Raw genomic sequence first — 25533 nt, 5'->3', positions numbered from 1 at the left:
TTCGTCGCGTTCGAGGGAAGTATGTCCGAATCCGCCTCCGGCGCGTGCCCGTTCGCCGCATCCTGCTTCCGTGCCGACGGGACCACGCTCCGGACCCTCTCGCCACCGGGCAGCGCGCGCCCGACGTCACACGTCGAGGATGTGCGGCAGCCCGGCGCGGTAGCGGTCGGCGTCGATCCGCCGCATCGGCTCGAGCTCGGGCGGCTCGTGCAGGCGGTACCGCGCCGGCGGTGCGGCGGGCGAGTCGGCGGCCTCGAGCAGCGCGGCGACGGCCGCCCGCGCCGATTCGCCGGCCGATTCCATGGTCGCGAGATCGATGTCGGTGCGGACGTAGTCGCCGGCGAGGAAGAGGTTCGGGATCGCGGTGCGCGCCTCCGGACGGTCGACCCACGAGCCGACGGTGTTGACGAGCAGGGGAGTGTCGTTCGTGTTGCGGGCCTGCGCGGCGTCCCACCGGACGCCGGGATCGAGGAACCACGAGACGACGTCGTTCTCGTCGAGGACGCCGGTGCCGGTGTCGTCGAGGCACGCCGACATCTGCGCCCACGTCTCCCGGGCGATCTCCTCGGCGGTGCACTCCTTCGCGGTCTTCCCGTGGAGGATGCCGTGGGTGTCCCAGTCGGAGATGTCCACCGACAGGCAGTCGTGGGCACTGCCGTCGCCGTAGCGGGCGGCGAAGTCCCCGCGCCAGAACTGGCCCTGGCTGATGGAGGTCAGGGCCCACGGCGAGCCGAGGTAGGCGACGTGCCCGTCGGCGATCGGGGTGGGCCGGCGCAGGAAGTACTGGATGCCCACCATCCAGTCCGTCTGCAGGTTCCGCATGGCCCCGAGCCGCGGATCGGCGGCGACGATCCGCGGTGACCACAGCGGCACGGCCCGCTCCACGGGCATCGCCGCGACGTACCAGTCGGCCTCGGCGACGGCGCGGGTGCCGCCGCCGTCCACCAGCCGTACTCCGGTGATCGAGCCCGAGGCGATGTCGAGAGCCTCGGCCGCCCAGCCCATTTCGAATCGAACGCCGAGGGCGCGCAGGTGCGCGGACCACGGGTCGATCCAGGCCTCGTTCGTGGGGGCGGCGAGGAGCCGGTCCAGGTGACCGTACTCGGGGACGGTGCCCATCGCGTTCCACACGAACGCCTGGCCCATGATGCCGATGGTGCGGGTGGACGCGACTGTGGGCCGGGCGGCCACCAATTGCCGGGTCAGCGCCGAGACGAGGATGTTGCGGTAGGCCGGCGACTTGCCGTCGGCCTCGAGCGTCTGCGACCACGTCTGGTGCTCCCACTGGCCGTGGCGGCGTTCGAGGCTGCTCGTCAGGAACATCACCAGCTTGCGGGTGAAGACGGCCAGCTCGTGCGGGGGGGATCGCGCCGCCGAGGGAGAAGGCGGCGGCCAGGGACTCCTGCAGCGAGGCGGGGTCGAGGACGTCGGGGCGCAGCGGCGCGATCGACGCGGGGGCGGTCAGGTCGGGCCCGCCGGGGATCGCCATCCGGAAGGCGGATCCGGCGACGAGGTTGTCGAACACGCCGTTCGGGTTGCCCGGGAAGGGGATCCGCCGCATCGTGTCGGGGATGTGCCGGTAGAAGCCCGGGAAGAAGCGGAAGCCGTGCTCGCCGGGCAGGTCGGCGCGTCCACCGGACCCGGTGCCCGGCGACGGGATGCTGCGAGCCTTGCCGCCGAGGGCGGTCGGTTCGAAGACGGTGACCTCGAAGCCGCGTTCGATCAGTTCGTGGGCGGCCGTCAGGCCTGCTATCCCGCCGCCGAGCACGGCGACGCGCCGGCCCCCCGAGCGCAGCGCGGGCGAGCGCGGTGCGGCGTGAGTGGTCGTGGGCGCGACCGCGACCGCGCCCAGGGCGGTGAGGAAGGTGCGGCGGGAAAGCCGGGTGTCGAACACGAGAATCCCCCGATCAGGGCGTCGTTCTGAAAACAACCGTTGTCACATATATCCGATGTGTGCGGCCCGCGGGGCGGATTCGCCGAACGGTGCGGACGTGGCACCGCCGCCCGGGCGTGCCAGGATTGGCCCATGACCAACGGAACACTTGTGTTGCTCCGCCACGGCGAGAGCGAATGGAACGCGATGAACCTCTTCACGGGGTGGGTGGACGTGCACCTGACCGACAAGGGGATCGCCGAGGGCAAGCGTGCCGGCGAGCTGCTCGCGGAGCACGGTCTCCTGCCGGACGTGCTGTACACGTCGCTGCTGCGCCGCGCGATCAGCACCGCCAACTACGCGCTCGACGCCGCGGATCGGCACTGGATCCCGGTCGTGCGTGACTGGCGCCTGAACGAGCGGCACTACGGTGCGCTGCAGGGCAAGAACAAGGCGGAGATCAAGGCGGAGTTCGGCGAGGAGCAGTTCATGCTGTGGCGCCGCAGCTACGACACCCCGCCGCCCCCGATCGAGCCCGGCAGCAAGTACAGCCAGGACAGCGACGTCCGGTACGCGGACGTCGACGAGGTGCCGCTCACCGAGTGCCTGAAGGACGTCGTCGAGCGCCTGATCCCGTACTGGGAGGAGACCATCTCCCAGGACCTGCGGGCCGGCCGGACCGTTCTGATCACGGCCCACGGCAACTCGTTGCGCGCCCTCGTCAAGCACCTCGACGGGATCTCCGACGAGGAGATCGCCGGGCTGAACATCCCCACCGGCATCCCGCTGCGCTACGACCTCGACGAGAACCTGCGCCCGCTGAACCCGGGCGGCACGTACCTCGATCCCGAGGCGGCCGCGGCCGGTGCCGCCGCCGTCGCCGGCCAGGGCGGGCGGTAGTCCCTCCGGGGGCCGCGGGCAGCCGTCCCGCGGCCCCCGGGAAACGGCCGGTGAACACGCGGCAAATGCCGCGAACATGCGGCGTGACGTGCGGCGGAATGCCCCGACCCGCTGTCACCGTCCCGCCGTGCCTACGTACGATTCGAGACGTGACTGTTGTGCAGGCCGTGCTGCTCGCCGGGGCCGCCGTCCTCGGTGCCGTGTTCGCGATCGTGCTGATGCGGCTCCTCCGGGGGCGGGCCACCGACCGCACGGACGCCGACCTGACCATGGCCCAGGTGCTCGACCGCGTCGTCTACGGCGCGGACACGGGCATCGCCGTCGTCGACCGGTTCCACGACGTCATCCTGTTCAACCCGCGCGCCGAGGAACTCGGCCTCGTCCGCAACCGGCTCGTCGAGGACTCGGCCTGGGCGGCCGCCACCCGGGTCCTCGAGACCGGTGAGCCCGCCGAGCTCGACCTCACCGCGAAGAGCCCGCGCGGTCGCGAGCGCGTCGCGGTGCGCTGCGTCGCGCGGCGCCTGCTCGACGACGACGCACGCTTCGTCGCGCTCTACGCCTACGACGACTCCGAGCAGGTCCGGATGGAGGCCACGCGCCGGGACTTCGTCGCCAACGTCAGCCACGAACTCAAGACGCCGGTGGGCGCGATGGCCTTGCTCGCCGAGGCCCTGCTCGAATCCGCCGACGACCCGGAATCCGTGCGGCACTTCGGAACCCGGCTGCAGAGCGAGGCCAACCGGCTCGGCAACATGGTGACCGAACTGATCGCGCTCTCGCGTCTGCAGGGGGCCGAGAAGCTCCCGAACCTCGAGGTGGTCGAGGTCGACGACGTCGTCGAGGAGGCGCTGCGCCGCACCCGCCTGACCGCCGAGAACGCGCAGATCACCGTCACCACCGACGCCCCCAGCGGCTACGAGGTCCTCGGCGATCAGACGCTGCTCGTCACCGCCCTGGCCAATCTCATCGAGAACGCGGTCGCCTACTCGTCCCCGGGCTCGCCGGTCTCGGTCAGCCGGTCCCTGCGCGCGGGCAAGGTGGCGATCGCGGTGACCGACCGCGGCATCGGGATCGAGAAGGAGGACCAGGAGCGCGTCTTCGAACGGTTCTTCCGGGTCGACAAGGCCCGTTCCCGCGCCACCGGCGGCACCGGTCTCGGCCTGGCGATCGTCAAGCACGTCGCCGCCAACCACAACGGGGAGATCCGGTTGTGGAGCCAGCCGGGAACCGGATCGACGTTCACGCTCCTCATCCCCGCCCACTCGGCCGACCCCCGCGAGTCACAGGTCGCCTCCCCTCGCCGCGAGGGCGGGGCGGCGCTGACGGCGGAGCGGTGACGACCACGCCGACATCCACGACGAGAAACGGAAGCGAGCCGGATGCACCAGGTAACGGAAGGTACGGAGGACCAGCAGTGACGCGTGTGCTGATCGTGGAGGACGAGGAATCGCTGGCGGATCCGCTCGCGTTCCTGCTGCGCAAGGAGGGCTTCGGCACCACCGTCGTCGGCGACGGACCGTCGGCGCTCGCGGAGTTCGACCGGGCCGGCGCGGACATCGTCCTGCTCGACCTGATGCTGCCTGGCATGAGCGGCACCGACGTGTGCAAGCAGCTGCGCAGCCGGTCCGGCGTGCCGGTGATCATGGTGACCGCTCGCGACAGCGAGATCGACAAGGTCGTCGGCCTCGAGCTGGGAGCGGACGACTACGTCACCAAGCCGTACTCGGCGCGTGAACTCATCGCCCGCATCCGCGCGGTGCTGCGCCGCGGCGGGGAGAGCGACGCCGAGTCCGCACAGGACGACGGGATCCTCGAGGCCGGGCCGGTGCGGATGGACGTGGACCGGCACGTCGTGCACGTGGGCGGGAAACCGGTCACCCTGCCGCTCAAGGAGTTCGACCTGCTCGAGTACCTCCTGCGCAACTCCGGCCGGGTGCTCACGCGCGGCCAGCTCATCGACCGGGTCTGGGGTGCCGACTACGTCGGCGACACCAAGACCCTCGACGTGCACGTCAAGCGGCTGCGTTCGAAGATCGAGGCCGATCCCGCCAAGCCGCAGCACCTGGTCACCGTCCGCGGCCTCGGCTACAAGCTCGAGGGGTAGGGGGCGGGCTCCGGTGTCCGCTCGGCGGCGGCCGTCGTCGCGGGGTGCACGGCGATCAGGCCCAGCCCCTCGCGGCGGCGGCACAGCCGCGCGAGCTCCTCGTAGGCGGCATCGCCGATCAGCTCGCGCAGTTCCGGCGCGTACGACTGCCACACCGGCGAGGCGCCCACGTGGGCGTCCGGCGATCCGGAGCAGTACCAGTCCAGGTCGTGGCCGCCCTCGCCCCAGCCGCGCCGGTCGTATTCGGTGACGACGGTGCGCAGCACCTCGGTGCCGTCGGGGCGCTCGACCCAGTCCTGGGTCCGGCGGATCGGCAGCTGCCAGCACACGTCCGGCTTCACCTCGAGGGGTTCGATGCCGCGCCGCAGCGCCATCTTGTGCAGCGAGCAGCCGATGCCACCGGCGAAACCGGGCCGGTTGAGGAAGATGCAGGCACCCTTGTAGCGGCGGGTGCGCAGGGCCGGCTCGTCCTCGAGGTCGTCCTCCTCGAGGTAGCCCTTCTTGCCGAGTCCCTTCTCCATGAACTGCCAGTCCTCGGGAGTGAGATGTCTCACGGCGGCGTCCAGCTTGGCGCGATCGTCGTCGTCCGACAGGAACGCCCCGTGGGAGCAGCACCCGTCGTCCGGGCGGTCGGCGATGATGCCCTGGCACGCGGGCGTGCCGAACACGCAGGTCCAGCGGGAGAGCAGCCACGTCAGGTCGGCGGCGACGACGTGCTCGCTGTTGTCCGGGTCGGTGAACTCGACCCATTCGCGCGGGAAGTCGAGGGGAACTTCGGGGGCCGGGACCTGCTTGTGTGCGGCGCCGGGCATACCTGCTGTCACAGGACCCGACGGTAGACCCAGTACCGTATGTATGTGCGCCTAGGGGTACTCGACGTCGGAAGCAACACCGTCCATCTGCTCGTGGTGGACGCTCATCGCGGTGGCCATCCCACCCCCATGAGTTCGACGAAGGCCACCCTGCGCCTGTCCGAGAACACGGACGACCGCGGCGACATCACCCCGCAGGGCGCCGACCGGCTGGTCGAGACGGTCGCCGACTTCGCGGGCATTGCCCGCACCTCCGGATGCGAGGAGCTGATGGCCTTCGCGACCTCCGCGGTGCGCGACGCCAACAACTCCGAAGCGGTTCTCCGTCGCGTCCGCGCCGAGACCGGCGTCGCACTCGAGGTGCTCTCCGGCGTGGACGAGGCCCGGCTGACGTTCCTGGCGGTCCGGCGCTGGTACGGCTGGAGCGCGGGACGCATCCTGTGCCTCGACATCGGCGGCGGCTCCCTCGAGCTGACCTTCGGCGGCGACGAGGACCCGGACTGCGCGTTCTCGCTGCAGCTCGGCGCCGGTCGCCTCACCCGGGACTGGCTGAGCGAGGACCCGCCCGGCAAGCGGCGCGTCGCGGTGCTGCGGGACTGGCTCGACGCCGAGCTCGTCCGGCCCGCCCAGGAGCTTCGTGCGGCCGGCGTTCCCGACCTGTGCGTCGGAAGCTCGAAGACCTTCCGCACCCTGGCGCGGCTGACCGGTGCCGCCCCGTCGTCGGCGGGCCCGCGCGTGCGGCGCACCCTGACCGCCGCCGGGCTGCGTCAGCTCATCGCGTTCATCTCCCGCATGACGACCGCGGACCGTGCCGAGCTCGAGGGCGTGAGTTCCGACCGGTCGCAGCAGATCGTCGCCGGTGCGCTGGTCGCGGAGGCCGCCATGCGCGCGCTGGGAGTGGAGACGCTCGACATCTGTCCCTGGGCCCTGCGAGAGGGGCTCATCCTCCGCAAACTCGACACCGAGATGGGGGGCGAATTGATGGTGGTTTCGCAATGACGGACGGTCACAGCACCGACACCGGGCAGATCTCCGTCGCGGAGCTGCTGGCCCGGAACGGCCAGAAGGTGAATTCCCGCGCCGGCGGACGTCGCCGCCGCGGCGTCAGTGGGGGAATCTCGGTCGCGGAACTGACCGGAGAGATTCCCGTCAGCATTCCGGAGCCCGAGCCGACCGAGCCTCCGGAGACGAAGGCCCCGGAGGCCCCGGAGGTCGAGGCTCCGGTGGCCGAGCCGGCCGCGTCCGCCCCGCCTGCGGCGCCGAAGGCGGCGCCCGTGGTGCCGGCGAAGGCGGCACCCGTGGTGCCGGCGAAGCCGGAGCCCGTGGTGCCGGCGAAGCCGAAGGTGGAGCCCGTAGTGCCGGAGAAGCCGAAGGTGGGGCCCGTGGTGCCGGCACAGGCGCAGCCCGTCGTGCCGGCGAAGGCGGGGCCCGTGGTGTCGGCGACGCCGAAGGTCGAGCCCCTCGCACTCGAGGCGCCGAAGGTCGAGCCGGAGACCCAGGTCCCGCCGTCGCCGCCCCGGACGCGCGAGGAGCCGGCAGCCGCCGAGCGGGTGCAGCCGGTGAAGGTCGAGTCGCCGACCGAGATCATCCGCCCGGCCGTCCTGCCGCGGCGGGCGCGGGCCCACGCCGAGGTGACCGCGAGCGCGCCGGCGCGGCCCGCCGACGCCCCCGAGCCGAGGCTGCTGTCCGGGCCCGCGAGCGACCTGCGGGGCAACGGTGACGACACCGCCGACGGCGACACCGAGACGATCGGCGAGCCCGTCGCCGCGGACGAGCCGGACGAGGAGAAGCCGGAGGAGCGGTCCGCGCGGTCACGCCGTCGCCGCGGCACTGCCGCCCCGGCGGAGACCCCGGCCGCGGCTGAGCCGGACGAGGCCCCGTCCGACACCGGTGAGCCGCGCGGCGCGATCGGTCAGTGGGTGCGGCTGATCGGCGAGGGCGTCGTCGCGATCATCGCGGGCGCGCTGCTGTTCAAGGGCTTCGAACAGTTGTGGGACGCGTTGCCGTGGGTGGCGTTCGCGCTCGCACTTCTGGTCATTGTCGGCCTGGTGGCGATGGTGCGCATCCTCCGCCGCACCGACGACATCACGAGCCAGCTCATCGCTCTCGCCGTGGGCGCCTTCGTGACGTTCGGTCCGCTGTTGTTCCTGCTGCCCACCGGCTGATCCGCACGTCGTCATGAGCGTCCTTTCGCGAGAGATCCTGGTCGGGTTGTCGACCGCCTCGGTGTATCCGGAGAACACCGAGGCGGCCTTCCGCTATGCGGCCGAACTCGGCTACGACGGCGTGGAGCTGATGATCTGGGCCGAGTCGGTGAGCCAGGACGTGCGGGCGGTGCAGGCGCTGGTGCGCAAGTACGGCGTACCGGTGCTGGCGGTGCACGTGCCGTGCCTGCTGATCTCGCAACGCGTGTGGGGCTCGGACCCGGCCGCGAAGCTCGAGCGGTCGGTGCGGGCGGCGGAATCGTTCGGTGCCACGTCGGTGGTGGTGCATCCGCCGTTCCGGTGGCAGCGCCGCTACGCGGACGGCTTCGCGGATCAGGTGGCGGACCTCGAGGACCGCAGTCACGTGGTCGTCGCGGTGGAGAACATGTACCCGATGCGCGCCGACGTGTTTTTCGGCGGCCGCGACCGGACCGCCCAGCGCATGCGCAAGCGGGGCGGGCCGGGCCGGGCGGTGTCGGCCTACAGCCCGTCGATCGATCCCACCGACACCGGCTTCGCGCACTACACGCTGGACCTCTCGCACACCGCCACGGCGGGGATGGACGCGGTGGCGCTCGCCGAGCGCATGGGCGGTGGTCTGGCCCATCTGCACCTCGCGGACGGCCACGGTGCTTCGACGGACGAACATCTGCTCCCGGGCGAGGGGGGCCAGCCGTGTGAGCAGGTGTGCCGGCTCCTCGCCGAGAGCGACTTCTCCGGGCACGTCGTCCTGGAGGTCAGCACCCAGGGGGCGCGTACCCGGTCCGCGCGGGCACGGGCGCTGGCCCAGGCGCTGGCCTTCGCGCGCGAGCATCTGCACCGCGCCCCCCGACTGGCGATCACCACCGGGCCCGAGCATCCGCGTTCGACGGCGATCGAGCAGGTTCGCGCGTCAGGCCAGGGCGCCGATCCCGGCGCCGAGAACCACGACGCCTGAGATCGTCACCCCGGCGACGAGGGCGGCGGCGCCGAGCCACACCGAGGCGATCATCGCGCCCGGCCGCCGGGGGTCGGGGCCGAGCACGGACAGGAAGAATCCGGCCGGGATCAGGATCGCCGAGCCGAGCACGGCGAGCGCGCCGGCCGCGGCCCATCCGGGTGAGGCGCCGACCGCGTCGGTGAGCACCGCCACGAGCAATCCCAGGGTGACGAGGACGCCGGCGTGGGCGTGACCGGCCCGGAAGAAGGCCTTCTGCAGCTCGTTGGCCGGCACCCGCCCGCCGGTGACGCGCAGCAGGAACGTGCCGCCGAAGGCGATCCCGGCGACGGTGAGCAGGGTGGCGCCGAGGGCGATGACGAGTACGGGATGCACGAGGTCCTCCTCGCAGACAATTGGATAGTTGCAATATCCAATACTGGATAGTTGTACTATCCGATGTCAAGAGGAGGTGGCAATGCGGATCTCGGAACTGGTGGCCCGCACCGGCGTCCCGTTGGCGACCGTGAAGTACTACCTGCGCGAGGGCCTGCTGATGCCGGGCGAGGCGACCAGCGCCACCCAGGCCCGGTACGACGAGCGGCACGTCCGCCGCCTCGCCCTGATCCGTGCGCTCGCCGCCCAGGGGCTGCCGCTGCCGCGCATCCGCGAGATCGTCCGTCTCCTCGACGGCACCGACGAGTCGCTGTTCGTCGCCCTCGGCCGGGCCATCGCCGCGCTGCCGCCCTACCCGCCCGACGACGACGCGCCCGAACCCCGCGACTGTCCGCGTGCCCGGCGCGTCCTCGAGCGGCTCGGCCAGCTCTACGACCCGCGGTTCGCGGCCGTCGCGCAGCTCGAGCGAGCCCTGGCCGCCCTCGAATCCGCCGGCCTGGCGATGAGCGACGAGCGCATCGACGTCTACGGACGGCACGTGCTGGGCATCGCCGAGCTCGACCTCGACCTGCTGCCCACCCGGTCCCGGGATGCGACGGTCGAGGCGGCGGTCCTCGGCACGGCCCTGTACGAACCCGTCCTCACCGCGATGCGCCGCCTCGCGCACCAGCACCTTGCCGCCCGCCGCTTCACCGAGTTCTTCCCACCCGGTTCCCTCGACAGCCCCGTCGCCGATTCCCAGGAGCAGCAGTGACCGACGCCGTGCCCGATCCCGAGAACCACCCGTTCCGCGACCTGACGACACTCGACGCCGCCGGCGACGATCGCTGGCTCGCCCACATCGCCCCGGTCTGGACGATCGGCCCCAAGGTGCACGGCGGTTGCATGCTCGCCGTGTGCGCCGCGGCGGCCCGGTCGGCGCTGCAGGCCGCCGGGTCCGATCCGGCCGTGCAGCCCCTCGCGGTGAGTGCCGGGTTCGTCGCCGCCCCTGACCCCGGCGACGTGCAGCTGACCACCACCGTCCGCAAGCTGGGCAAGCAGGTCGGTCTGGTCGACGTGGAGCTGGCTCAGGGCGACCGCATCGCGGTCCGTGCCTCGGTGACGCTCGGGCAGCCCGACGCGGGCGAGCCGCGATACACCGCGCCGCACCCGGTCACCGGGCTGCCGGTGCAGCCGCCCGCCGGCGCGCCCCTCATCGGTCCCGGCCATCCCATGGCGCAGGTGGTGAACCTGTGCGGCGGGGCCGACCTCGTCGTGGACGAGACCAGTGCCCGCTTCCTCGCGGGAGAGCAGGGTGAACCGGTGGTGCGGATGTGGGCGCGGCCGTGGCCGGGGGACGAGGCCGACGTCGACACCGCCGTGCTGTTCGCGCTGATGGCCGGGGACATCTCGGCCCCGGTCACGATGAACCGCGGCCTGTTCGGCTGGGCTCCGACCGTGCAGCTCACCGCCTACCTGCGGCGACTGCCGGCGCCCGGCTGGCTGCGGATCATGGCCGACAGCACGGTCCTGGGCAACGCCTGGTTCGAGGAGGACCACACCGTCGTCGACGCCACCGGCGCCGTCGTCGTGCAGAGCCGCCAGCTCGCGATGATCCCGCGCTGATCGTCGGGGCGATGCGGGGCACGACAACGGTCGTGGCAGGCTGTTGCCCATGACGAGAATTGCGGTGATCGGTGGCGGCAGGATCGGCGAGGCGCTGGTCTCGGGGCTGCTGCAGAGTGGATTCGCGACCAAGGATCTGGTGGTTGTCGAGAAGTTCCCGGCCCGGACCGAGGAGCTGGCCACCGAGTACTCGATCCGCGTCACCGACTCGATCGCCGACGCGGCCGAAGGCGCCGACGTGCTGGTGATCGCGGTCAAGCCGGGCGACGTGGACGTGGTGCTCGCGGACCTGGGCAAGGCCGACCTGGACAGCGACCGCGAGAAGCTGCTGATGTCGCTGGTGGCCGGCGTGCCCACGTCGCGGTACGAGAACAAGCTGCCCGCCGGATCGCCGGTCGTGCGCGTCATGCCCAACACCCCGATGCTGGTGGGGGAGGGTGCGAGCGTGATCGCCGCCGGCCGGCACGTCAAGCCCGACCATCTGGCGCTGGCGCGCGAGATCCTGGAGTCCGTGGGTACCGTGACGGTGGTTCCCGAGTCCCAGATCGACGCGGTCACCGCCGTGTCCGGTTCCGGCCCGGCGTACTTCTTCCTCGTCGCCGAGGCGATGATCGATGCGGGCGTCGCTCTGGGCCTGACGCGGGCGACCACCACCGAGCTGGTGGTGCAGACGATGACCGGTTCGGCGGCCATGCTCGCCCGGTCGGGGGAGAACGCCGCCGACCTGCGTGCAGCGGTGACATCGCCGGGCGGAACCACCGCGGCGGCGATCCGGGAACTCGAGCGCGGCGGCGTTCGGACGGCGTTCTACGAGGCGCTCGCGGCGGCCCGGGACCGCTCCGCGGCCCTCGGTTCGTCCGGGGATTGAGGAAATTCGTCGCGCGCATCGTCGCACGGGAACCATTGGTCACGCTAAGCTCGATCGAGCACGTGCGTGTCTGTTCCGCCGGAGGGGAAGCCGGCGGCGCGGGACGTGCCGGAGGTGTGTAATGGTATCTGGAAGCAAACCGTCGAAGGGTCAACCCGAGGACGGTCAGTCGGTTCTCTCCGGCACCCAGTTCCTCACCGTCGCCGAGGTGGCGGCGCTGATGCGGGTGTCGAAGATGACCGTGTACAGGCTGGTGCACAGCGGGGAACTGCCCGCCGTGCGAGTGGGGCGTTCGTTCCGGGTGCACGCCAAGGCTGTGCACGACTACCTGGAAACGTCCTACTTCGACGTCGGCTGAGCGGTCGACGACCGCAATCGAACCCGGAGCGGACCTCGGTTTCACCGATCGAAACCCGCCCCGGTAGGATTGCTTGTCGTCGTACCGGCCACCCGGTGTCGTGAGGCGCTGAGCTCGTCACCACGAGGCCCAGCGTCGACAACAGGCGTACGTCACCGGCGTGCGCGCAGGAACGCTAGAGAGAACGTGAGGGAAAACCCAGATGGGTTCTGTGATCAAGAAGCGCCGCAAGCGCATGTCGAAGAAGAAGCACCGCAAGCTGCTCCGCCGCACCCGAGTGCAGCGTCGTAAACTCGGCAAGTAGATCGATCTCCCGATGCCCGTCACCCCGCGGTGGCGGGCATCGAGCGTTTCCGCCGGCTCGTCGGCGGCCGGCGAGCGGAATGTCCGGTTCGGCCGGAATGCGGAGTGTGCGCCCGAGGGGCCGAAGGTCCCGCACAGGGGCCATTCCGGTGATCGGTTACTCCGGTGTAATGCTTTGTTGCGAAAGTCACCGTATCGTGAGAGACCGGAGTGACGGCAGGGGGTATGTGGGTGAGTTCGGAGATCGACGGTATCGACCCGCCGAGGGTGGCCCTGGTGACCGGAGCGAGCCGATTCCTCGGTGGCTACCTGGTCACCCGGCTGGCGCAGCATCCGGCGGTCGAGCGCGTCATCGCGGTCGACACCCAGTCGCCCACCAAGGACATGCTGCGGCGCATGGGCCGCGCCGAGTTCGTGCTCGCCGACATCCGCAACCCCCTCATCGGCAAGGTCATCCGGAACATGGACGTCGACACCGTCGTCCACGCGTCGACCCTCACCAAGGCTCCCAAGTCCGGTAGCCGCGCCGCGATGAAGGACATGAACGTCCTCGGCGCGATGCAGTTGTTCGCCGTGTGCCAGAAGACCCCGTCCGTGCGGCGCGTCGTGCTGCGCTCGTCGTCGGTGGTGTACGGCTCGAGCGCGAAGGACCCCGCGAAGTTCACCGAGGAGATGAGCGCGCGCCGGCGGCCGACCGGCGCCTTCGCCCGCGACATGATCGAGGTCGAGGGCTACCTGCGCGGAATGGCGCGCCGGCGGCCCGACATCGCCGCGACGATCCTGCGTCTCGCCCCGACGGTGGGCAACCATATGCCCGGCTCGGTCTCGCGGTACCTCACCTCGCCGATCGTGCCCACCATCCTCGGTCGCGACGCCCGGTTGCAGTTGCTGCACGAGGAGGACGCCCTCTCGGCGCTCGAACGGGCCACCGTCGCGGGGCCGCCCGGGACCTACAACGTCGCCGGCGACGGCATCGTGATGATGTCGCAGGCCGTGCGGCGGGCCGGCGGACTGACCGTGCCGATGCCCTACGGGTTGTTCCGCACCGTCGGGCAGGCACTGATGGGGCCGGTGATGAAATCGTTCAACAAGGAAGAACTCGACTACTTCCACTTCGGGCGCGGCCTGGACACCACGCGGATGCGCACCGAACTCGGCTTCGAGCCGAGGTGGACCACCAAGCAGGCACTCGACGACTTCGCCCGCAACGTCGGACTGCGGCGGGTCGTCCGGACGGAATGGGTCGATCGAACCGAGTCGGTCCTGCTCTCGGCGCTCGGAGAGCGGATGGAGGCGCGATGACAGAAGTTGCCAAGGTGATTCCGCTCCACGGTGGGACGGGGTCGGCGCGGCGGGCGGCCGCACGCCCGGGGGCCGGTTCCGGTCATCCGTCGACGTACGGCCTCGGCTCGCCGACACCACCCGAGCGCCCCGAGCTGCCCGTGCAGGAGACGGCGGCCGACGGGTTCCTCGACGATCTGCGGCACAAGCTGGTCGGGCAGATCACCGGTACCGCCGAGTTCCTCCGGCGCCGCATCACGGGCGACTACGAGGTGGACGACTTCGGGTTCGATCCGCATTTCACCGACAACGTCCTGCTGCCCGCGCTGCGGCCGCTGTTCGAGAAGTGGTTCCGCGTCGAGGTGCGGGGCATCGAGAACATTCCGGCCGACGGCCGCGCGCTGATCGTTGCCAACCATGCCGGCACGTTGCCGGTGGACGCGCTGATGACCTCCGTCGCGGTGCACGACCTCGCCCACCGTCCGCTGCGGATGCTCGCGGCCGACCTCGCCTTCGGGATGCCGGTCGTCGGCAGCGTCACCCGCAAGGCCGGGCACACCCTCGCGTGCCATCCCGACGCCGAGCGGCTCCTCCGCGAGGATCAGGTCGTCGCGGTGTTCCCCGAGGGGTACAAGGGGCTCGGCAAGCCGTTCAGCGAACGCTACAAGCTACAGCGGTTCGGGCGCGGGGGCTTCGTCTCGGCCGCGCTCCAGACCAAGGCACCGATCGTGCCCTGTTCGATCGTGGGCTCGGAGGAGATCTACCCGAAGATCGCCGACCTCACGTCCATCGCCCGGCTCCTCGGCCTTCCGTACTTCCCGATCACCCCGCTCTTCCCGGCTCTCGGTCCGCTGGGCATCGTTCCGCTGCCCTCGAAGTGGTACATCGAGTTCGGCACACCGATCGCCACCGACGTCTACGACGACGCCGCGGTGGAGGATCCGATGGTGCTGTTCGAGGTCACCGACCACGTGCGGGAGACCATCCAGCAGACGCTGTACCGGTTGCTCACCAAGCGGCGCAACGTCTTTCTCGGCTAGGGCACCGGCCCCGCGTCACGCGGCGGGGTCGCGGCGCCGGCCGAGGGCGGCGGCGAGCGCTCCGCCGGCCGCGCCGAGCGCCAACGCCGTCGGCACCCCGATGCGCGCCGCCTTGCGGGCCGTGCGGAAATCCCGGATCTCCCAGCCCCGGGTCTTCGCCAGCTCCCGCAGGTCGGCGTCCGGGTTGACGGCGACCGGCGTGCCGACGAGCGAGAGCATGGGCACGTCGTTGTGGCTGTCGGAGTACGCCGTGCAGCGCTTGAGGTTCAGGCCCTCGCGGATCGCCAGGGCCCGCACCGCGTGGGCCTTGCCCAGGCCGTGCAGGATGTCCCCGACGAGGCGGCCGGTGAACACGCCGTCCTCCGATTCGGCGACGGTGCCGAGGGCGCCGGTCAGACCGAGCCGCTCGGCGATGACGTTCGCCAGTTCGACCGGGGTGGCCGTCACCAGCCACACCTGCTGCCCCGCGTCGAGGTGCATCTGCGCCAGCGCCCGGGTGCCGGGCCAGATCTTGTCCGCGATGATCTCGTCGTAGATCTCCTCGCCGAGGCGGGCCAGCTCCGCCGTGGACCGGCCGGCGACGAACGACAGCGCCTTCTCGCGGCCGCTGGCGACGTCGTCCGAGTTCTCCTTGCCGGTGACCCGGAACTTGACCTGCTGCCAGGCGAATTCGGCCAGGTCGGACTTGGTGAAGTAGTCGCGGGCGGCGAGTCCGCGCGCGAAATGGATGATCGACGCGCCCTGCACCATCGTGTTGTCGACGTCGAAGAACGCGGCCGCGGTCAGGTCCTGCGGAACGGCGGTGGTCGAGGTGTCGGCGGGCTCGGCCTCGGTGCGGGCCTCCTGCAGCGCGAGAGCGGCGTCGGCGCTCGCCTGGCCGGCGAGGTTCGCGCGGACCTCGGCCTCGCTGGGGCCGAACTTGCTCAGCAGCCGGCGCCGGCCGGGCCGGATCAGACCCGCCAGGGTCTCGCTGACGCGGCCGGCCAGGTTCTCGCCGAATCCCCAGCCGTGTGGCACTGGACGTTCCGGCACCTGCACCTCCCTGTTGCGCGACGGCCGCGCCGTCGAGTGCTGCCGGCCGGTTCGTCGGCGGCCGGCCGTCGTGTGTGGCAGACCGCCCCAGCCTAGCCCGCGACACGGCCCCCTCCGCGCGTTGCCGCATGTGGCCGGTGGGTGTGACGTTCGTCTCGGTGGGGTATGACGCACAGTTGACCCCATGAGCGAACATCTGCCCGGACCCGCCGCCACATCCGGCACCCGCCACGAGATCACCCTCCTCGTCCGAGCCGGCTGCGGTGCCTGCGCGCCGGCACTGACTCTGCTCGAGCAACTGTGCGACGAGTTCGGAGCCGGGCTGACGTGCATCGACGTCGATCGGGCTGCCTCAACGGATCCCGACCTGCGCGCCGAATTCGGCGATCGTCTGCCGGTGGTGCTGCTCGACGGCCGTGAACACAGCTACTGGGAGGTCGACGAGCCGCGGTTGCGGGCCGATCTCGCCGGTTGAGCGCCCCTGGGCGGAACCGTCGTGCAGGTGAGAAGCACATTCGGGGCCGTTCGAGCAACTTTGTGCAGGGCTTCACAAGCGGTTACCGTGGTGTGAACGAATCCCCCGGATCACCGTGAGGACCGACGTGTACCCGTCGGCCGGACGAGGAGCCACGAACGTGACAGAGCTGCACCCCCCGCAGGGCGACGCTGCCCGCGGCGGCGTCGCCGAAGTCGGCGGGGGTGCGTCTCCCGGTGTCCCTGTGCGGGACATCCCCCAGGCTACTGTGACGCGTCTCGCGACGTATCTGCGGGTCCTCGGAATGCTCGCCGACGAGGGCACGCTCATCGTCTCGAGCGAGGAACTCGCCACCGCGTCCGGGGTCGGTTCCGCGAAGCTTCGCAAGGATCTGTCCTTTCTCGGGCCCAACGGGGTGCGCGGCGTCGGCTACGACGTGCTGCGCCTGCAGGCCCGCATCGAGAACGCACTCGGCCTCGACCGGGGGCACCGCGTGGTGCTCGTCGGCGTCGGCAATCTCGGCCGTGCCCTGGCCGGGTACGCCGGCTTCGACCGCCGAGGGTTCACGATGGCCGGACTGTTCGACGCCGACCCGGCGCGGGTGGGGACGCGGGTGGGGAACCTGACCATCCGCCACGTCGACGGGCTCGAAGCGGCCGCCCGCGAACTCGGTGCCACGATCGGCGTCATCGCCACCCCGGACGCCGCCGCCCAGGGTGTGTGCGACCTGCTGGTGCGCTCCGGTGTCCGGTCCGTGCTGAGCTTCGCCTCGGCGCCCCTCGCGGTGCCCGACCATGTCGAGGTCCGGCGGGTCGACCTGTCCGTGGAAATGCAGGTCCTCTCGTTCCACAGCGCCCGCAACGACGCACTCGCCCAGGTGGCGGGCGGCAGTCACGCGGGCCTGACCGACACCCGGCGCGCCGCGTCGGGGCTCACCGCGCCGAGCGCGAACGGGCACACCGCATCAGGAACGCCGAGCCCAGTGGCCTCGGCAGCGACAAGAAACGGATCGGTGATTGCGCCGTGAGTGTTCTCCTCGTCGGGGTCTCGCACAGGACCGCGCCCGTCTCGGTCCTCGAGAAGGTCGCCGTCACCGACACCGATCGACCCAAGCTGACCGACAAGATGATGGCCTCCGACCACATCTCGGAGGCGATGATCGTCTCCACCTGCAACCGGGTGGAGATCTACGCGGTGGTCGACGCGTTCCACGGTGCGCTGGCCGACGTCAGCGAGCTCATGGCCGAGCACTCGGGCCTGACCCTCGTCGATCTGCACAAGCACGCGTACGTGCGCTACAGCGAGGCGGCCGCCGAGCATCTGTTCGCCGTGGCCAGCGGGCTGGACTCCATGGTGGTCGGCGAGCAGCAGATCCTCGGCCAGATCCGTACCGCCTACGCGAGCGCCGACGCCCAGCAGGCCGCCGGCCGGGCCCTGCACGAGCTGGCCCAGCAGGCGCTGCGCGTGGGCAAGCGGGTGCACACCGAGACCGGCATCGACGCGGCGGGTGCCTCCGTCGTGTCGGTGGCGCTGGACAAGGCCGCGACATCGCTCGACGGTCTCGCCGGCCGCACCGCCGCCGTGATCGGCGCGGGCGCGATGGGCGGGCTCGCCGTCGCGCATCTCACCCGCGCCGGAATCGGGCGCATCGTGGTGGTCAACCGGACCCGCGAGCGCGCCGAGCGGCTCGCCGAGACCGCACGCGGCAACGGCGTCGAGGCCGACGTCATGCCGTTCGAGCGGCTCGCCGCCGCGTTGTCGCAGGCCGATGTGGCCGTCACCTGCACGGGGGCCGTCGGTACGGTCGTCACCCTCGCCGACGCGCACCGGGCCCTCGCCCAGCCCGAGCGCAGCACCCGCCCGCTGGTGATCTGCGATCTCGGCCTGCCGCGCGACGTGGAGCCTGCCGTTTCGGGTCTGCCCGGCGTCACCGTCTTCGACATGGAGTCGCTGCAACGCGATCCCGCGGCCGGGGCCGCCGCCTCCGACACCGAGGCCGCCCGCTCGATCGTCGCCGGCGAACTCGCCGACTACCTCGCGTCCCAGCGCCTCGCCGAGGTCACCCCCACCGTCACCGCCCTGCGCCAGCGTGCCGCCGAGGTCGTCGAGGGCGAGCTGCTGCGGCTCGAGTCCCGGTTGCCGGGGCTCGACGACGGTCAGCGCGGGGAGGTCGCCCGCACGGTGCGCCGCGTCGTGGACAAGCTGCTGCACGCGCCGACGGTGCGCGTCAAGCAACTGGCGTCCACCCCCGGCGGCGACCAGTACGCCGAGGCGCTGCGCGAGCTGTTCGAACTGCGTCCGGGTGCCGCCGAGGCCGTCGCCACCCCGGTGGCGAAGGAGCTCGGCGCGCTGCCCGACGTGACCGGCGCGACCGATCTCTCGGCCGCGCTGGATCCGGCCGTCACCACGGAGCTGCAGGCTCCCCGGAAGCAGTTTCCCGGCCCGCTGGGGGCTCCCCGAGAGGAAAGGCAGGCATGAGAGCCGAGGTCGCATCGGACACCCGGATCGAAGCCGGGACCGGCAGCCGCACGCTGCGGATCGGAACGCGCGGCAGCCTGCTGGCGACCACGCAGGCGGGCACCGTCCGGGACGCGCTGATCGCCGCCGGCCATCCCGCCGAGCTGGTCGTCATCACCACCAAGGGCGACGTGACCGCCGGTCCGGTCGAGCGGATCGGCGTCGGCGTCTTCACCGCCGAGCTGCGCGAGGCGCTGCTCGCCGGCGACGTCGACCTGGCCGTGCACTCGTACAAGGATCTGCCGACCGCGCAGGATCCGCGTCTGGTGATCGCGGCCGTGCCGCCGCGTGAGGATCCGCGGGACGCGCTCGTCGCCCGCGACGGCCTGGTGCTCGGCGAACTGCCGCCCGGCTCCCGCGTGGGCACCTCCGCGCCGCGGCGGCGTGCCCAGCTCGCCGCCATGGGCCTGGGCCTCGACATCCAGCCGCTGCGCGGGAACATCGACACCCGGCTCGGGAAGGTCGCGTCCGGCGAACTGGACGCCATCGTCATCGCCCGGGCGGGGCTCTCGCGCATCGGCCGCCTCGACCGGATCACCGAGTCGCTCGAGCCGGTGCAGATGCTGCCGGCGCCCTCCCAGGGGGCCCTCGCGGTCGAATGCCGCGCCGGGGACACCGCACTGATCGAGATCCTCGCCGGCCTCGACGACCGCGCCAGCCGCGTCGCGGTCGTCGCCGAACGGGCCCTGCTCGCCGAGCTCGAGGCCGGCTGCACCGCCCCGGTCGGGGCCGTTGCCGAGGTCGTCGAATCCCTCGACGACGACGGCCGCGTGATCGAGGAACTGTCCGTGCGCGGCTGCGCCGCCGCCCTGGACGGCTCGGACGTGCTGCGCGCGAGCGCCGTCGGCGATCCCGACCGCGCGGAGGAGCTGGGCCGGGCGGTGGCCCGCGAGTTGCTCGATCTCGGTGCGCGCGAGCTGATGACCAGCCGTGCGGACGACGCGCCGGAACAGGGCACCGCAGATGTTTGACGCCCTCCGTCCGCACCCCAGGTTTCCCCTTACCGCAGATTTGACCGCACTGGAGAATGACCGATGAGCCGAGTCCGTAAGCACAATCCCGGACGGATCCTGTTCGTGGGAGCTGGGCCGGGCGACCCGGCTCTGCTGACCGTGCGAGCCCGCGACGTGCTCGCGGGCGCGACGATCGCCTTCACCGACCCCGACGTCGACAAGGGGGTGGTCGCGCTCGTCGGTACCACCGCCGGCCGGGATCCGGAGACCGGGGAGCCCGTCGCCGAGGTGCGTCCCGCGCTGGGCGAGCCCACCGAGGTCGCCAAGACCCTCGTCGCGGAGGCGAAGAACGGCCACGACGTCGTGCGCCTCGTCGCCGGTGATCCGCTGACCACCGACTCGGTGATCGCCGAGGTCAACGCCGTCGCCCGCACCCAGGTGGTGTTCGAGGTCCTGCCGGGCCTGACCCCCGGCTCGGCCGTGCCGAGCTACGCGGGCATGGCCCTGGGCTCGTGCCACACCGAGGTCGACGTGCGCGGCGAGGTGGACTGGGCGGCGCTCGCCGCCGCGCCCGGCCCGCTGGTGCTGCACGCCACGTCCGGTCACCTCGCGGAGACCGCCAGCGCCCTCGTCGAGCACGGGCTGGCGCCGCAGACCCCCGCGGCGATCACCGTCCGGGGCACGACCCGTCAACAGCGCACCGTCGAGGCCACCCTCGCCACGCTCAACGATGCCGGCTCCGAGTTGGTGGGGCCGCTCATCGTCACCGTCGGCAAGATCGTCTCGCAGCGCGGCAAGCTCTCGTGGTGGGAGTCCCGCGCGCTGTACGGCTGGACGGTGCTGGTGCCGCGCACCAAGGAGCAGGCCGGGGAGATGAGCGAGCGGCTCGTCGCGCACGGCGCCATCCCGATCGAGGTGCCGACCATCGCCGTCGAGCCGCCCCGCAGCCCGGCCCAGATGGAGAGGGCCGTCAAGGGTCTCGTGGACGGCCGCTACCAGTGGGTGGTGTTCACCTCCACCAACGCGGTGCGCGCGGTGTGGGAGAAGTTCGAGGCGTTCGGCCTCGACGCCCGCGCCTTCTCGGGCGTGAAGATCGCGTGTGTCGGGCAGGCGACGGCGGACAAGGTGCGCTCGTTCGGGATCACCCCCGAGCTGGTGCCCTCCGGTGAGCAGTCCAGCGAGGGCCTGCTGGCCGAGTTCGCCCCGTACGACGACGTTTTCGACCCGGTCAACCGGGTGCTGCTGCCGCGCGCCGACATCGCCACCGAGACCCTCGCCGAGGGCCTGCGCGAGCGGGGCTGGGAGATCGACGACGTGACGGCCTACCGCACGGTGCGGGCAGCGCCGCCGCCGGCCGAGACCCGCGAGATGATCAAGACCGGTGGGTTCGACGCGGTGTGCTTCACCTCGTCCTCGACGGTCCGCAACCTCGTGGGTATCGCCGGTAAGCCGCACGCGCGCACCATCGTCGCGTGCATCGGGCCGAAGACCGCGGAGACCGCGATCGAGTTCGGCCTGCGGGTGGATGTGCAGCCGGAGACCGCCCAGATCGGTCCCCTGGTGGAGGCGCTCGCCGAGCACGCGGCCCGGCTGCGGGCCGAGGGCGCGCTGCCGCCGCCCCGCAAGAAGTCCCGCGCCCGCCGCTGACCCACCGTGCGCGGTTCCGGTGGCTGCCGCTACCGAAACCGCGCACGGCTTGCATGGAAGGTGAGTCCGCCGATGTATCCCGATGTCCGTCCCCGCAGGCTGCGCACCACCCCGGCCATGCGCCGGCTGGTCGCCGAAACCTCCCTCGAGCCGCGGCATCTGGTGCTGCCGATGTTCGTCGCCGACGGGCTCGACGCGCCGCGCGAGATTCCCTCGATGCCCGGCGTGTACCAGCACACCCCCGACTCGCTGCCGGCCGCGGCGACCGCCGCGGTCGAGGCCGGTGTCGGCGGGCTGATGCTCTTCGGCGTGCCGCGGGCCGAGGACAAGGACGCCCGCGGATCCGGCGGCACCGACCCGGAGGGCGTGCTCAACCGCGCGCTGCGCGACCTGCGCGCCGAACTCGGCGACGCGACGGTCCTGATGGCCGACACGTGCCTCGACGAGTTCACCGACCACGGTCACTGTGGCGTCCTGGGCGCTTCGGGTGAGGTGGACAACGACGCGACGCTCGAGCGGTACGCGGAGATGGCCGTCGCGCAGGCCGAGGCGGGCGCGCACCTGCTCGGGCCGAGCGGGATGATGGACGGCCAGGTCGCGTCGATCCGGGCGGCGCTCGACGCCGCGGGGCATCAGGACGTGGGGCAGATCGCGTACTCCGCGAAGTACGCGTCGGCGTTCTACGGGCCGTTCCGCGACGCGGTGGGTTCCTCGCTCGAGGGCGATCGGCGCACCTACCAGCAGGATCCGGCGAACCGTCGGGAGGCGCTGCGCGAAGTCGATCTCGATCTCGCCGAGGGCGCCGACCTGGTGATGGTCAAGCCCGCGATGTCGTACCTCGACGTGCTGCGCGAGGTCGCGGACCGCTCGGACGTGCCCGTCGCGGCGTATCAGATCTCCGGCGAGTACGCGATGATCACCGCCGCCGCGCAGAACGGCTGGATCGACCGGGACGCGGCAATTCTGGAGTCGCTGACGAGTATCCGCCGCGCCGGCGCCGACATCGTGCTCACCTACTGGGCGGCCGAGGTCGCGGGCCGGCTCACGTGAGCACGCCCGAACCGTCGCAGTGGCCCGGGCCGCCGGCCACGCCGCCCGGGACGGCGCCGGGGGAGCGGCGCCCCACCCCCGTGGACGTGGAGACCGCGTTCCAGCTGTGGTGTGCGGTCGCGGTCCTGGGCCTGGTGTACCTCGGTGCGAGCGTGGCGCTGATGTGGGAGCGCAGGGACGAGTTCGTCGACCAGATGACGGCCGAGCTGGCCCGGCAGACGCCCCCGGTGGAGATGCCCCGGGAATCGGTGGAGTCGTTGCTGCCGTTGGGTTTCGGGATCACCGCCGTCCTGGGCCTGGCCTTCACCGGCCTGTTCCTGCTGGTGGTCTTCGCGATGCGCCGCGGCCGGAACTGGGCGCGCATGCTGCTCACGATGATCGGCGTCTTCCTGACCTTCACGGCGCTCCCCACGGTGTTCGGCGTCGGTGCGCTGGGCGGTGGGGCCGGACTCGTGATCGGCCTCGTGAGCATCCTGCAGGGTGTGTGCTCGGTCGGGGCGATCGTGCTCATGCACCGCCGCGAGCCGAACCTGTACTTCCTTCGGTTGCCCCCGAGCTGACCCCCCGGGCGCGCGGAGTACGGTGTCTGACGACCCACGGCCCGCGCGGTCGTTCCCGACGAGCGAAGAGGACTTTCATGCAGGTGGAGCCCCGGCCCTACGGTCGTCGTCGTGAGCTGGTTCTGATCGGCCTCATCGCCGTCCTGGGTGTGGTGACCCTGGTGCTGGTCGTCGTTCCGGGCATGCTCAGCGCCTGATCGCGACGTGAGCGAGCCGGCCGAGCCCCGATTCCACGAGCCCGGTGCGCATTGGCGCACCGTGGCGCTCGGCCCGGTGCTCTGCGTCGTCGTGCTCGCGGTGGAGCTGCTGACCGGGCCGGTGGTCCACTGGGTCTCCCTGCCGGTGATCGCTCTCGTCCTCAGCGGTTTCGCGTACGTGACGGTCGTCGCGGCCCGGCGGCACGTGAGCGTGGAGCTGACCGCGGCGACGCTGCGCCTCGGCACCGAGGAGCTGCCGCTCGAGGAGATCGACGCGGTGCTGCCGCCGGCCGATCCCCGGGCCCGCGAACCCGAGCGCTGGGAGACGGCCCGGCCGCTGGGGGAGCTGTCGAACGTGCCGCGGGGTCGCACGGCCGTCGGCCTGCGGTTGCGCGGCGGCGCCCTGGTGCGGGCCTGGGCCAGGGACCACGAGCGGCTGCGGTCCGAACTCGGGACGGTGCTGGCCGAGCGCGCCGATCCACCCTTGCTTTAATACCCCCTAGGGGTACGATGCGGGTATGGCCGGATACACCCCGCACCAGGAGGACCTGCTCAAGCGCCTGCGCCGGATCGAGGGACAGGTTGCGGGCATTGCCCGGATGATCGAGGACGACCGCTACTGCATTGACGTCCTGACCCAGGTTTCCGCCGTCACCAAGGCCCTGCAGACGGTCTCGCTCAAGCTGCTGGACGCGCACCTGGCCGGCTGCGTCGTCGACGCCGCCCGGCAGGGCGGACCGGAGGCCGACGCGAAGATCCAGGAGGCCTCGGACGCGATCGCCCGCCTCGTTCTCAAACCCTGATCGCCCGAGGAGCCCGATCGGCATGCGGATCGCCCACGGACTGTGCGCTGCGGGACTGGCGTGCGTCCTGACGGCGTGTGCGCCGGAGGAGCCCGCGCGGACGGTGCTCTCGGGTACGCCGAGCGCGGTCCCCGAGTCGCCGGCCGCGCCGCGGGTCACCGTCACCACCCTCGTCGACGGTCTCGACCATCCGTGGGACGTGGTGCAGGCCCCCGACGGGACGCTGCTGACCGGGGAACGGTCGGGCCGGTTCGTCGTCCGGCGGCCCGACGGGCGCGTCGAGGAACTGCGCGCCGACCTGCCGGACCTGTACGCGGTGGGGGAGACCGGGCTCATGGGCGTGGCGCTCGGCCACGACTTCGAGTCCAGCCGCACCGTCTACGCGTGCCAGGGGCACCGCGACCCCGACGACGTCCGCGTCTACGCCTGGACCGTCGATCCCGGCTGGACCACGATGACGCGGCAGCGCACCGTCGTCGAGGGCCTGCCCGTCGCCCGCGGCGGGCGCCACGGCGGCTGCCGGATCCTCGCGCACCCCGACGGCACCCTGTACATCGGCACGGGCGACGCCACCCGCCCGACGGCGCCGCAGGATCCGGCCGGCCTCGGCGGCAAGGTGCTGCACCTGAACCCCGACGGGTCGCCGGCGCCCGGCAACCCGGATCCGGGCAGCGTCGTGTTCACCCTCGGCCACCGCAACGTGCAGGGGCTGGCGCTGCAGCCCGGCACCGGCCGGCTCTACTCGGTGGAGCAGGGCAGCAGCCGCGACGACGAGGTCAACCTGCTCGTGCCGGGCGGCAACTACGGCTGGCGTCCCGACCGCGAACCCGGCACGTACGACGAATCGGTGCCGATGACCGATCCCGAGCGCGTGCCCGGCGCGATCCCGGCGGTGTGGAGTTCCGGCTCGCCCACCATCGCCACCCCGGGGCTGGCGTTCGCGGCCGGGCCGGCGTGGGGCCCGTGGTCCGGTGCGCTCGTCGTCAGCAGCCAGCAGGACGAGAAGCTCCTGCTGCTGCGCCTGTCCGGCGACGGCCGCAGCGTCACCGAGTCGGCGACGCTGCTCGAGGGGGAGTACGGCCGCCTGCGGTCGCTCACCCCGCTGCCCGACGGCTCGCTCCTCGTCACCACCGACAACGGCTCCGGCGACAAGATTCTGGAGGTCGCCCCCGTCTAGCGTGGCCCTGGGTCGACGCGCCGCGCGCCCGCGCCGTCCTCGCCCAGCCGATCGCCCGGATTGAACAGGGTGCACGCCTGCAGCGACAGGCAGCCGCAGCCGATGCACCCCGCCAGTTCGCGCTGCATCCGGTCGATCGCCTGCTTGCGTTCCTCGAGGCGCTCGTGCCATGCCCGCGAGATGCGCATCCAGTCCCGTCGGGTCGGGGGCCTGTCGGCCGGCAGCGCCGAGAACACCTCGGCCACCTCGGCGAGCGGAATGCCGAACCGGGTCGCCAGCTGGATGATCGAGATGCGCCGGATCGTGTGCCGGGGGAAGCGGCGCGTGCCGCCTGCGGTGCGGTGTGCCGTCACAAGTCCCAGCGACTCGTAGTAGCGAATCGCAGACACGGCGGCGCCCGTGCGCCGGGAGACCTCACCGATCGCCAGCAGTTCTTCGCTCGTGCGGCTCATCACGACTCCG

The 25533-nt window shown here is 71.9% G+C and carries 27 protein-coding genes and 1 pseudogene; 23 read left to right on the top strand and 5 right to left on the bottom strand.

Annotated elements, in window-relative coordinates; all coding sequences use genetic code 11:
* Positions 1-126 precede the first annotated feature (126 nt).
* A pseudogene (locus G6039_RS14440) lies at positions 127-1894 on the bottom strand (hydroxysqualene dehydroxylase).
* Positions 1895-2026: 132 nt separating this feature from the next.
* On the opposite strand from G6039_RS14440, the gene G6039_RS14435 reads away from it, so the two are divergent.
* From G6039_RS14435 to G6039_RS14425, 3 genes are all read left to right on the top strand, one after another.
* Positions 2027-2773: a phosphoglyceromutase gene (locus G6039_RS14435; protein WP_006936001.1), complete on the top strand. Its 747-nt coding sequence runs from the start codon at positions 2027-2029 to the stop codon at positions 2771-2773.
* A 218-nt stretch (positions 2774-2991) separates the two neighbouring features.
* Complete coding sequence (locus G6039_RS14430) at positions 2992-4110, top strand: sensor histidine kinase (RefSeq protein ID WP_231386031.1); 1119 nt, start codon at positions 2992-2994, stop codon at positions 4108-4110.
* A 77-nt stretch (positions 4111-4187) separates the two neighbouring features.
* Positions 4188-4877 carry a response regulator transcription factor gene (locus G6039_RS14425; RefSeq protein ID WP_043803251.1) on the top strand — a complete coding sequence of 230 codons (690 nt, stop codon included), beginning with the start codon at positions 4188-4190 and terminating at the stop codon, positions 4875-4877.
* Here the strand turns inward: G6039_RS14425 and G6039_RS14420 are convergent.
* Positions 4859-5689 carry a DUF3109 family protein gene (locus G6039_RS14420; RefSeq protein ID WP_006935994.1) on the bottom strand — a complete coding sequence of 277 codons (831 nt, stop codon included), beginning with the start codon at positions 5687-5689 and terminating at the stop codon, positions 4859-4861. The two genes, G6039_RS14425 and G6039_RS14420, sit on opposite strands and share 19 nt — an antisense overlap.
* Before the next feature lie 45 nt (positions 5690-5734).
* On the opposite strand from G6039_RS14420, the gene G6039_RS14415 reads away from it, so the two are divergent.
* Genes G6039_RS14415 through G6039_RS14405 form a run of 3 tightly spaced genes read left to right on the top strand, consistent with a single transcriptional unit; the run spans position 5735 to position 8830 of the window.
* Complete coding sequence (locus G6039_RS14415; RefSeq protein ID WP_029545150.1) at positions 5735-6688, top strand: Ppx/GppA family phosphatase; 954 nt, start codon at positions 5735-5737, stop codon at positions 6686-6688.
* A complete protein-coding gene (locus G6039_RS14410; protein WP_043803247.1) occupies positions 6685-7854 on the top strand; it encodes a hypothetical protein in 1170 nt (389 codons plus the stop codon). The genes G6039_RS14415 and G6039_RS14410 overlap by 4 nt, the downstream gene beginning before the upstream one ends.
* A 13-nt stretch (positions 7855-7867) precedes the next feature.
* Positions 7868-8830, top strand: coding sequence for a sugar phosphate isomerase/epimerase family protein (locus tag G6039_RS14405; protein ID WP_006935986.1), 963 nt, complete (start codon positions 7868-7870; stop codon positions 8828-8830).
* Here the strand turns inward: G6039_RS14405 and G6039_RS14400 are convergent.
* Positions 8786-9205, bottom strand: coding sequence for a hypothetical protein (locus tag G6039_RS14400; RefSeq protein ID WP_006935984.1), 420 nt, complete (start codon positions 9203-9205; stop codon positions 8786-8788). The genes G6039_RS14405 and G6039_RS14400 overlap by 45 nt on opposite strands.
* 82 nt (positions 9206-9287) lie before the next feature.
* Here G6039_RS14400 and G6039_RS14395 point away from each other — a divergent pair, with 82 nt between their 5' ends.
* The 7 genes from G6039_RS14395 (at position 9288) to G6039_RS14365 (ending at position 14660) form a co-directional block, all read left to right on the top strand.
* Complete coding sequence (locus tag G6039_RS14395) at positions 9288-9959, top strand: MerR family transcriptional regulator (RefSeq protein ID WP_043803244.1); 672 nt, start codon at positions 9288-9290, stop codon at positions 9957-9959.
* The gene (locus G6039_RS14390) at positions 9956-10810 is read left to right on the top strand and encodes a thioesterase family protein (RefSeq protein ID WP_006935980.1); all 855 of its coding nucleotides are present in this window, start codon (positions 9956-9958) and stop codon (positions 10808-10810) included. The genes G6039_RS14395 and G6039_RS14390 overlap by 4 nt, the downstream gene beginning before the upstream one ends.
* Positions 10811-10859: 49 nt before the next feature.
* Complete coding sequence (gene proC, locus G6039_RS14385) at positions 10860-11678, top strand: pyrroline-5-carboxylate reductase (protein ID WP_029545142.1); 819 nt, start codon at positions 10860-10862, stop codon at positions 11676-11678.
* Positions 11679-11799: 121 nt separating this feature from the next.
* Complete coding sequence (locus G6039_RS14380; RefSeq protein ID WP_003937551.1) at positions 11800-12036, top strand: helix-turn-helix domain-containing protein; 237 nt, start codon at positions 11800-11802, stop codon at positions 12034-12036.
* A 202-nt stretch (positions 12037-12238) separates the two neighbouring features.
* Positions 12239-12340, top strand: a complete 102-nt coding sequence (locus G6039_RS14375) for a 30S ribosomal protein bS22 (protein WP_003402602.1) — start codon at positions 12239-12241, stop codon at positions 12338-12340.
* A 224-nt stretch (positions 12341-12564) separates the two neighbouring features.
* Positions 12565-13641, top strand: coding sequence for an NAD-dependent epimerase/dehydratase family protein (locus G6039_RS14370; RefSeq protein WP_044475927.1), 1077 nt, complete (start codon positions 12565-12567; stop codon positions 13639-13641).
* Positions 13638-14660 (top strand): lysophospholipid acyltransferase family protein, encoded by a 1023-nt coding sequence (locus G6039_RS14365; protein ID WP_006935972.1) that lies wholly within the window; start codon positions 13638-13640, stop codon positions 14658-14660. Before G6039_RS14370 ends, G6039_RS14365 begins: the two co-directional genes overlap by 4 nt.
* Positions 14661-14675: 15 nt before the next feature.
* Here G6039_RS14365 and G6039_RS14360 read toward each other — a convergent pair whose 3' ends face one another.
* Positions 14676-15692: an HAD family hydrolase gene (locus G6039_RS14360; protein WP_006935970.1), complete on the bottom strand. Its 1017-nt coding sequence runs from the start codon at positions 15690-15692 to the stop codon at positions 14676-14678.
* Positions 15693-15876: 184 nt separating this feature from the next.
* Here G6039_RS14360 and G6039_RS14355 point away from each other — a divergent pair, with 184 nt between their 5' ends.
* The 10 genes from G6039_RS14355 to G6039_RS14310 all read left to right on the top strand — a co-directional run bounded on the left by G6039_RS14355 (position 15877) and on the right by G6039_RS14310 (position 25071).
* Positions 15877-16167: a glutaredoxin family protein gene (locus G6039_RS14355; RefSeq protein WP_006935968.1), complete on the top strand. Its 291-nt coding sequence runs from the start codon at positions 15877-15879 to the stop codon at positions 16165-16167.
* Between the two features lie 160 nt (positions 16168-16327).
* Complete coding sequence (locus G6039_RS14350) at positions 16328-17194, top strand: redox-sensing transcriptional repressor Rex (RefSeq protein ID WP_006935964.1); 867 nt, start codon at positions 16328-16330, stop codon at positions 17192-17194.
* Entirely contained in the window at positions 17191-18645 is a 1455-nt protein-coding gene (locus G6039_RS14345; RefSeq protein ID WP_006935962.1) for a glutamyl-tRNA reductase, read from the top strand. The genes G6039_RS14350 and G6039_RS14345 overlap by 4 nt, the downstream gene beginning before the upstream one ends.
* Positions 18642-19655, top strand: a complete 1014-nt coding sequence (gene hemC / locus G6039_RS14340; RefSeq protein ID WP_043803241.1) for a hydroxymethylbilane synthase — start codon at positions 18642-18644, stop codon at positions 19653-19655. Before G6039_RS14345 ends, hemC begins: the two co-directional genes overlap by 4 nt.
* A gap of 63 nt (positions 19656-19718) precedes the next feature.
* Positions 19719-21284, top strand: coding sequence for a bifunctional uroporphyrinogen-III C-methyltransferase/uroporphyrinogen-III synthase (locus G6039_RS14335; protein ID WP_006935959.1), 1566 nt, complete (start codon positions 19719-19721; stop codon positions 21282-21284).
* A gap of 72 nt (positions 21285-21356) precedes the next feature.
* The gene (gene hemB, locus G6039_RS14330; RefSeq protein WP_006935956.1) at positions 21357-22334 is read left to right on the top strand and encodes a porphobilinogen synthase; all 978 of its coding nucleotides are present in this window, start codon (positions 21357-21359) and stop codon (positions 22332-22334) included.
* Positions 22335-22414: 80 nt separating this feature from the next.
* Positions 22415-22894 carry a hypothetical protein gene (locus tag G6039_RS14325; RefSeq protein ID WP_006935953.1) on the top strand — a complete coding sequence of 160 codons (480 nt, stop codon included), beginning with the start codon at positions 22415-22417 and terminating at the stop codon, positions 22892-22894.
* Positions 22895-23098: 204 nt separating this feature from the next.
* Positions 23099-23584: a hypothetical protein gene (locus tag G6039_RS14320; protein ID WP_006935948.1), complete on the top strand. Its 486-nt coding sequence runs from the start codon at positions 23099-23101 to the stop codon at positions 23582-23584.
* A gap of 25 nt (positions 23585-23609) precedes the next feature.
* Positions 23610-23894: a metal-sensitive transcriptional regulator gene (locus G6039_RS14315; RefSeq protein ID WP_003937563.1), complete on the top strand. Its 285-nt coding sequence runs from the start codon at positions 23610-23612 to the stop codon at positions 23892-23894.
* Positions 23895-23916: 22 nt separating this feature from the next.
* Positions 23917-25071, top strand: coding sequence for a PQQ-dependent sugar dehydrogenase (locus G6039_RS14310; protein WP_043803239.1), 1155 nt, complete (start codon positions 23917-23919; stop codon positions 25069-25071).
* Here G6039_RS14310 and soxR read toward each other — a convergent pair.
* A complete protein-coding gene (gene soxR / locus G6039_RS14305; protein WP_006935946.1) occupies positions 25068-25523 on the bottom strand; it encodes a redox-sensitive transcriptional activator SoxR in 456 nt (151 codons plus the stop codon). The two genes, G6039_RS14310 and soxR, sit on opposite strands and share 4 nt — an antisense overlap.
* Positions 25524-25533 lie beyond the last annotated feature (10 nt).

The organism is Rhodococcus aetherivorans (genome assembly GCF_011058165.1).
Lineage (GTDB): Bacteria > Actinomycetota > Actinomycetes > Mycobacteriales > Mycobacteriaceae > Rhodococcus > Rhodococcus aetherivorans.
The sequence above is the reverse complement of the archived record's forward strand: the minus strand, read 5'-3'. Positions and strand labels throughout refer to the sequence as shown.

What these genes read in the sequence shown, in the direction of transcription:
- hemB (WP_006935956.1), top strand. Translation starts at nt 21,357, where the DNA reads ATGTATCCCGATGTCCGTCCCCGCAGGCTGCGCACCACCCCGGCCATG.
- G6039_RS14380 (WP_003937551.1), top strand. Translation starts at nt 11,800, where the DNA reads ATGGTATCTGGAAGCAAACCGTCGAAGGGTCAACCCGAGGACGGTCAG.
- G6039_RS14375 (WP_003402602.1), top strand. Translation starts at nt 12,239, where the DNA reads ATGGGTTCTGTGATCAAGAAGCGCCGCAAGCGCATGTCGAAGAAGAAG.
- soxR (WP_006935946.1), bottom strand. Translation starts at nt 25,523, where the DNA reads ATGAGCCGCACGAGCGAAGAACTGCTGGCGATCGGTGAGGTCTCCCGG.
- G6039_RS14410 (WP_043803247.1), top strand. Translation starts at nt 6,685, where the DNA reads ATGACGGACGGTCACAGCACCGACACCGGGCAGATCTCCGTCGCGGAG.
- G6039_RS14420 (WP_006935994.1), bottom strand. Translation starts at nt 5,689, where the DNA reads ATGCCCGGCGCCGCACACAAGCAGGTCCCGGCCCCCGAAGTTCCCCTC.
- hemC (WP_043803241.1), top strand. Translation starts at nt 18,642, where the DNA reads ATGAGAGCCGAGGTCGCATCGGACACCCGGATCGAAGCCGGGACCGGC.
- G6039_RS14365 (WP_006935972.1), top strand. Translation starts at nt 13,638, where the DNA reads ATGACAGAAGTTGCCAAGGTGATTCCGCTCCACGGTGGGACGGGGTCG.
- G6039_RS14405 (WP_006935986.1), top strand. Translation starts at nt 7,868, where the DNA reads ATGAGCGTCCTTTCGCGAGAGATCCTGGTCGGGTTGTCGACCGCCTCG.
- G6039_RS14335 (WP_006935959.1), top strand. Translation starts at nt 19,719, where the DNA reads ATGAGCCGAGTCCGTAAGCACAATCCCGGACGGATCCTGTTCGTGGGA.
- G6039_RS14435 (WP_006936001.1), top strand. Translation starts at nt 2,027, where the DNA reads ATGACCAACGGAACACTTGTGTTGCTCCGCCACGGCGAGAGCGAATGG.
- G6039_RS14355 (WP_006935968.1), top strand. Translation starts at nt 15,877, where the DNA reads ATGAGCGAACATCTGCCCGGACCCGCCGCCACATCCGGCACCCGCCAC.
- G6039_RS14395 (WP_043803244.1), top strand. Translation starts at nt 9,288, where the DNA reads ATGCGGATCTCGGAACTGGTGGCCCGCACCGGCGTCCCGTTGGCGACC.
- G6039_RS14310 (WP_043803239.1), top strand. Translation starts at nt 23,917, where the DNA reads ATGCGGATCGCCCACGGACTGTGCGCTGCGGGACTGGCGTGCGTCCTG.
- G6039_RS14430 (WP_231386031.1), top strand. Translation starts at nt 2,992, where the DNA reads ATGCGGCTCCTCCGGGGGCGGGCCACCGACCGCACGGACGCCGACCTG.
- G6039_RS14315 (WP_003937563.1), top strand. Translation starts at nt 23,610, where the DNA reads ATGGCCGGATACACCCCGCACCAGGAGGACCTGCTCAAGCGCCTGCGC.
- proC (WP_029545142.1), top strand. Translation starts at nt 10,860, where the DNA reads ATGACGAGAATTGCGGTGATCGGTGGCGGCAGGATCGGCGAGGCGCTG.
- G6039_RS14370 (WP_044475927.1), top strand. Translation starts at nt 12,565, where the DNA reads ATGTGGGTGAGTTCGGAGATCGACGGTATCGACCCGCCGAGGGTGGCC.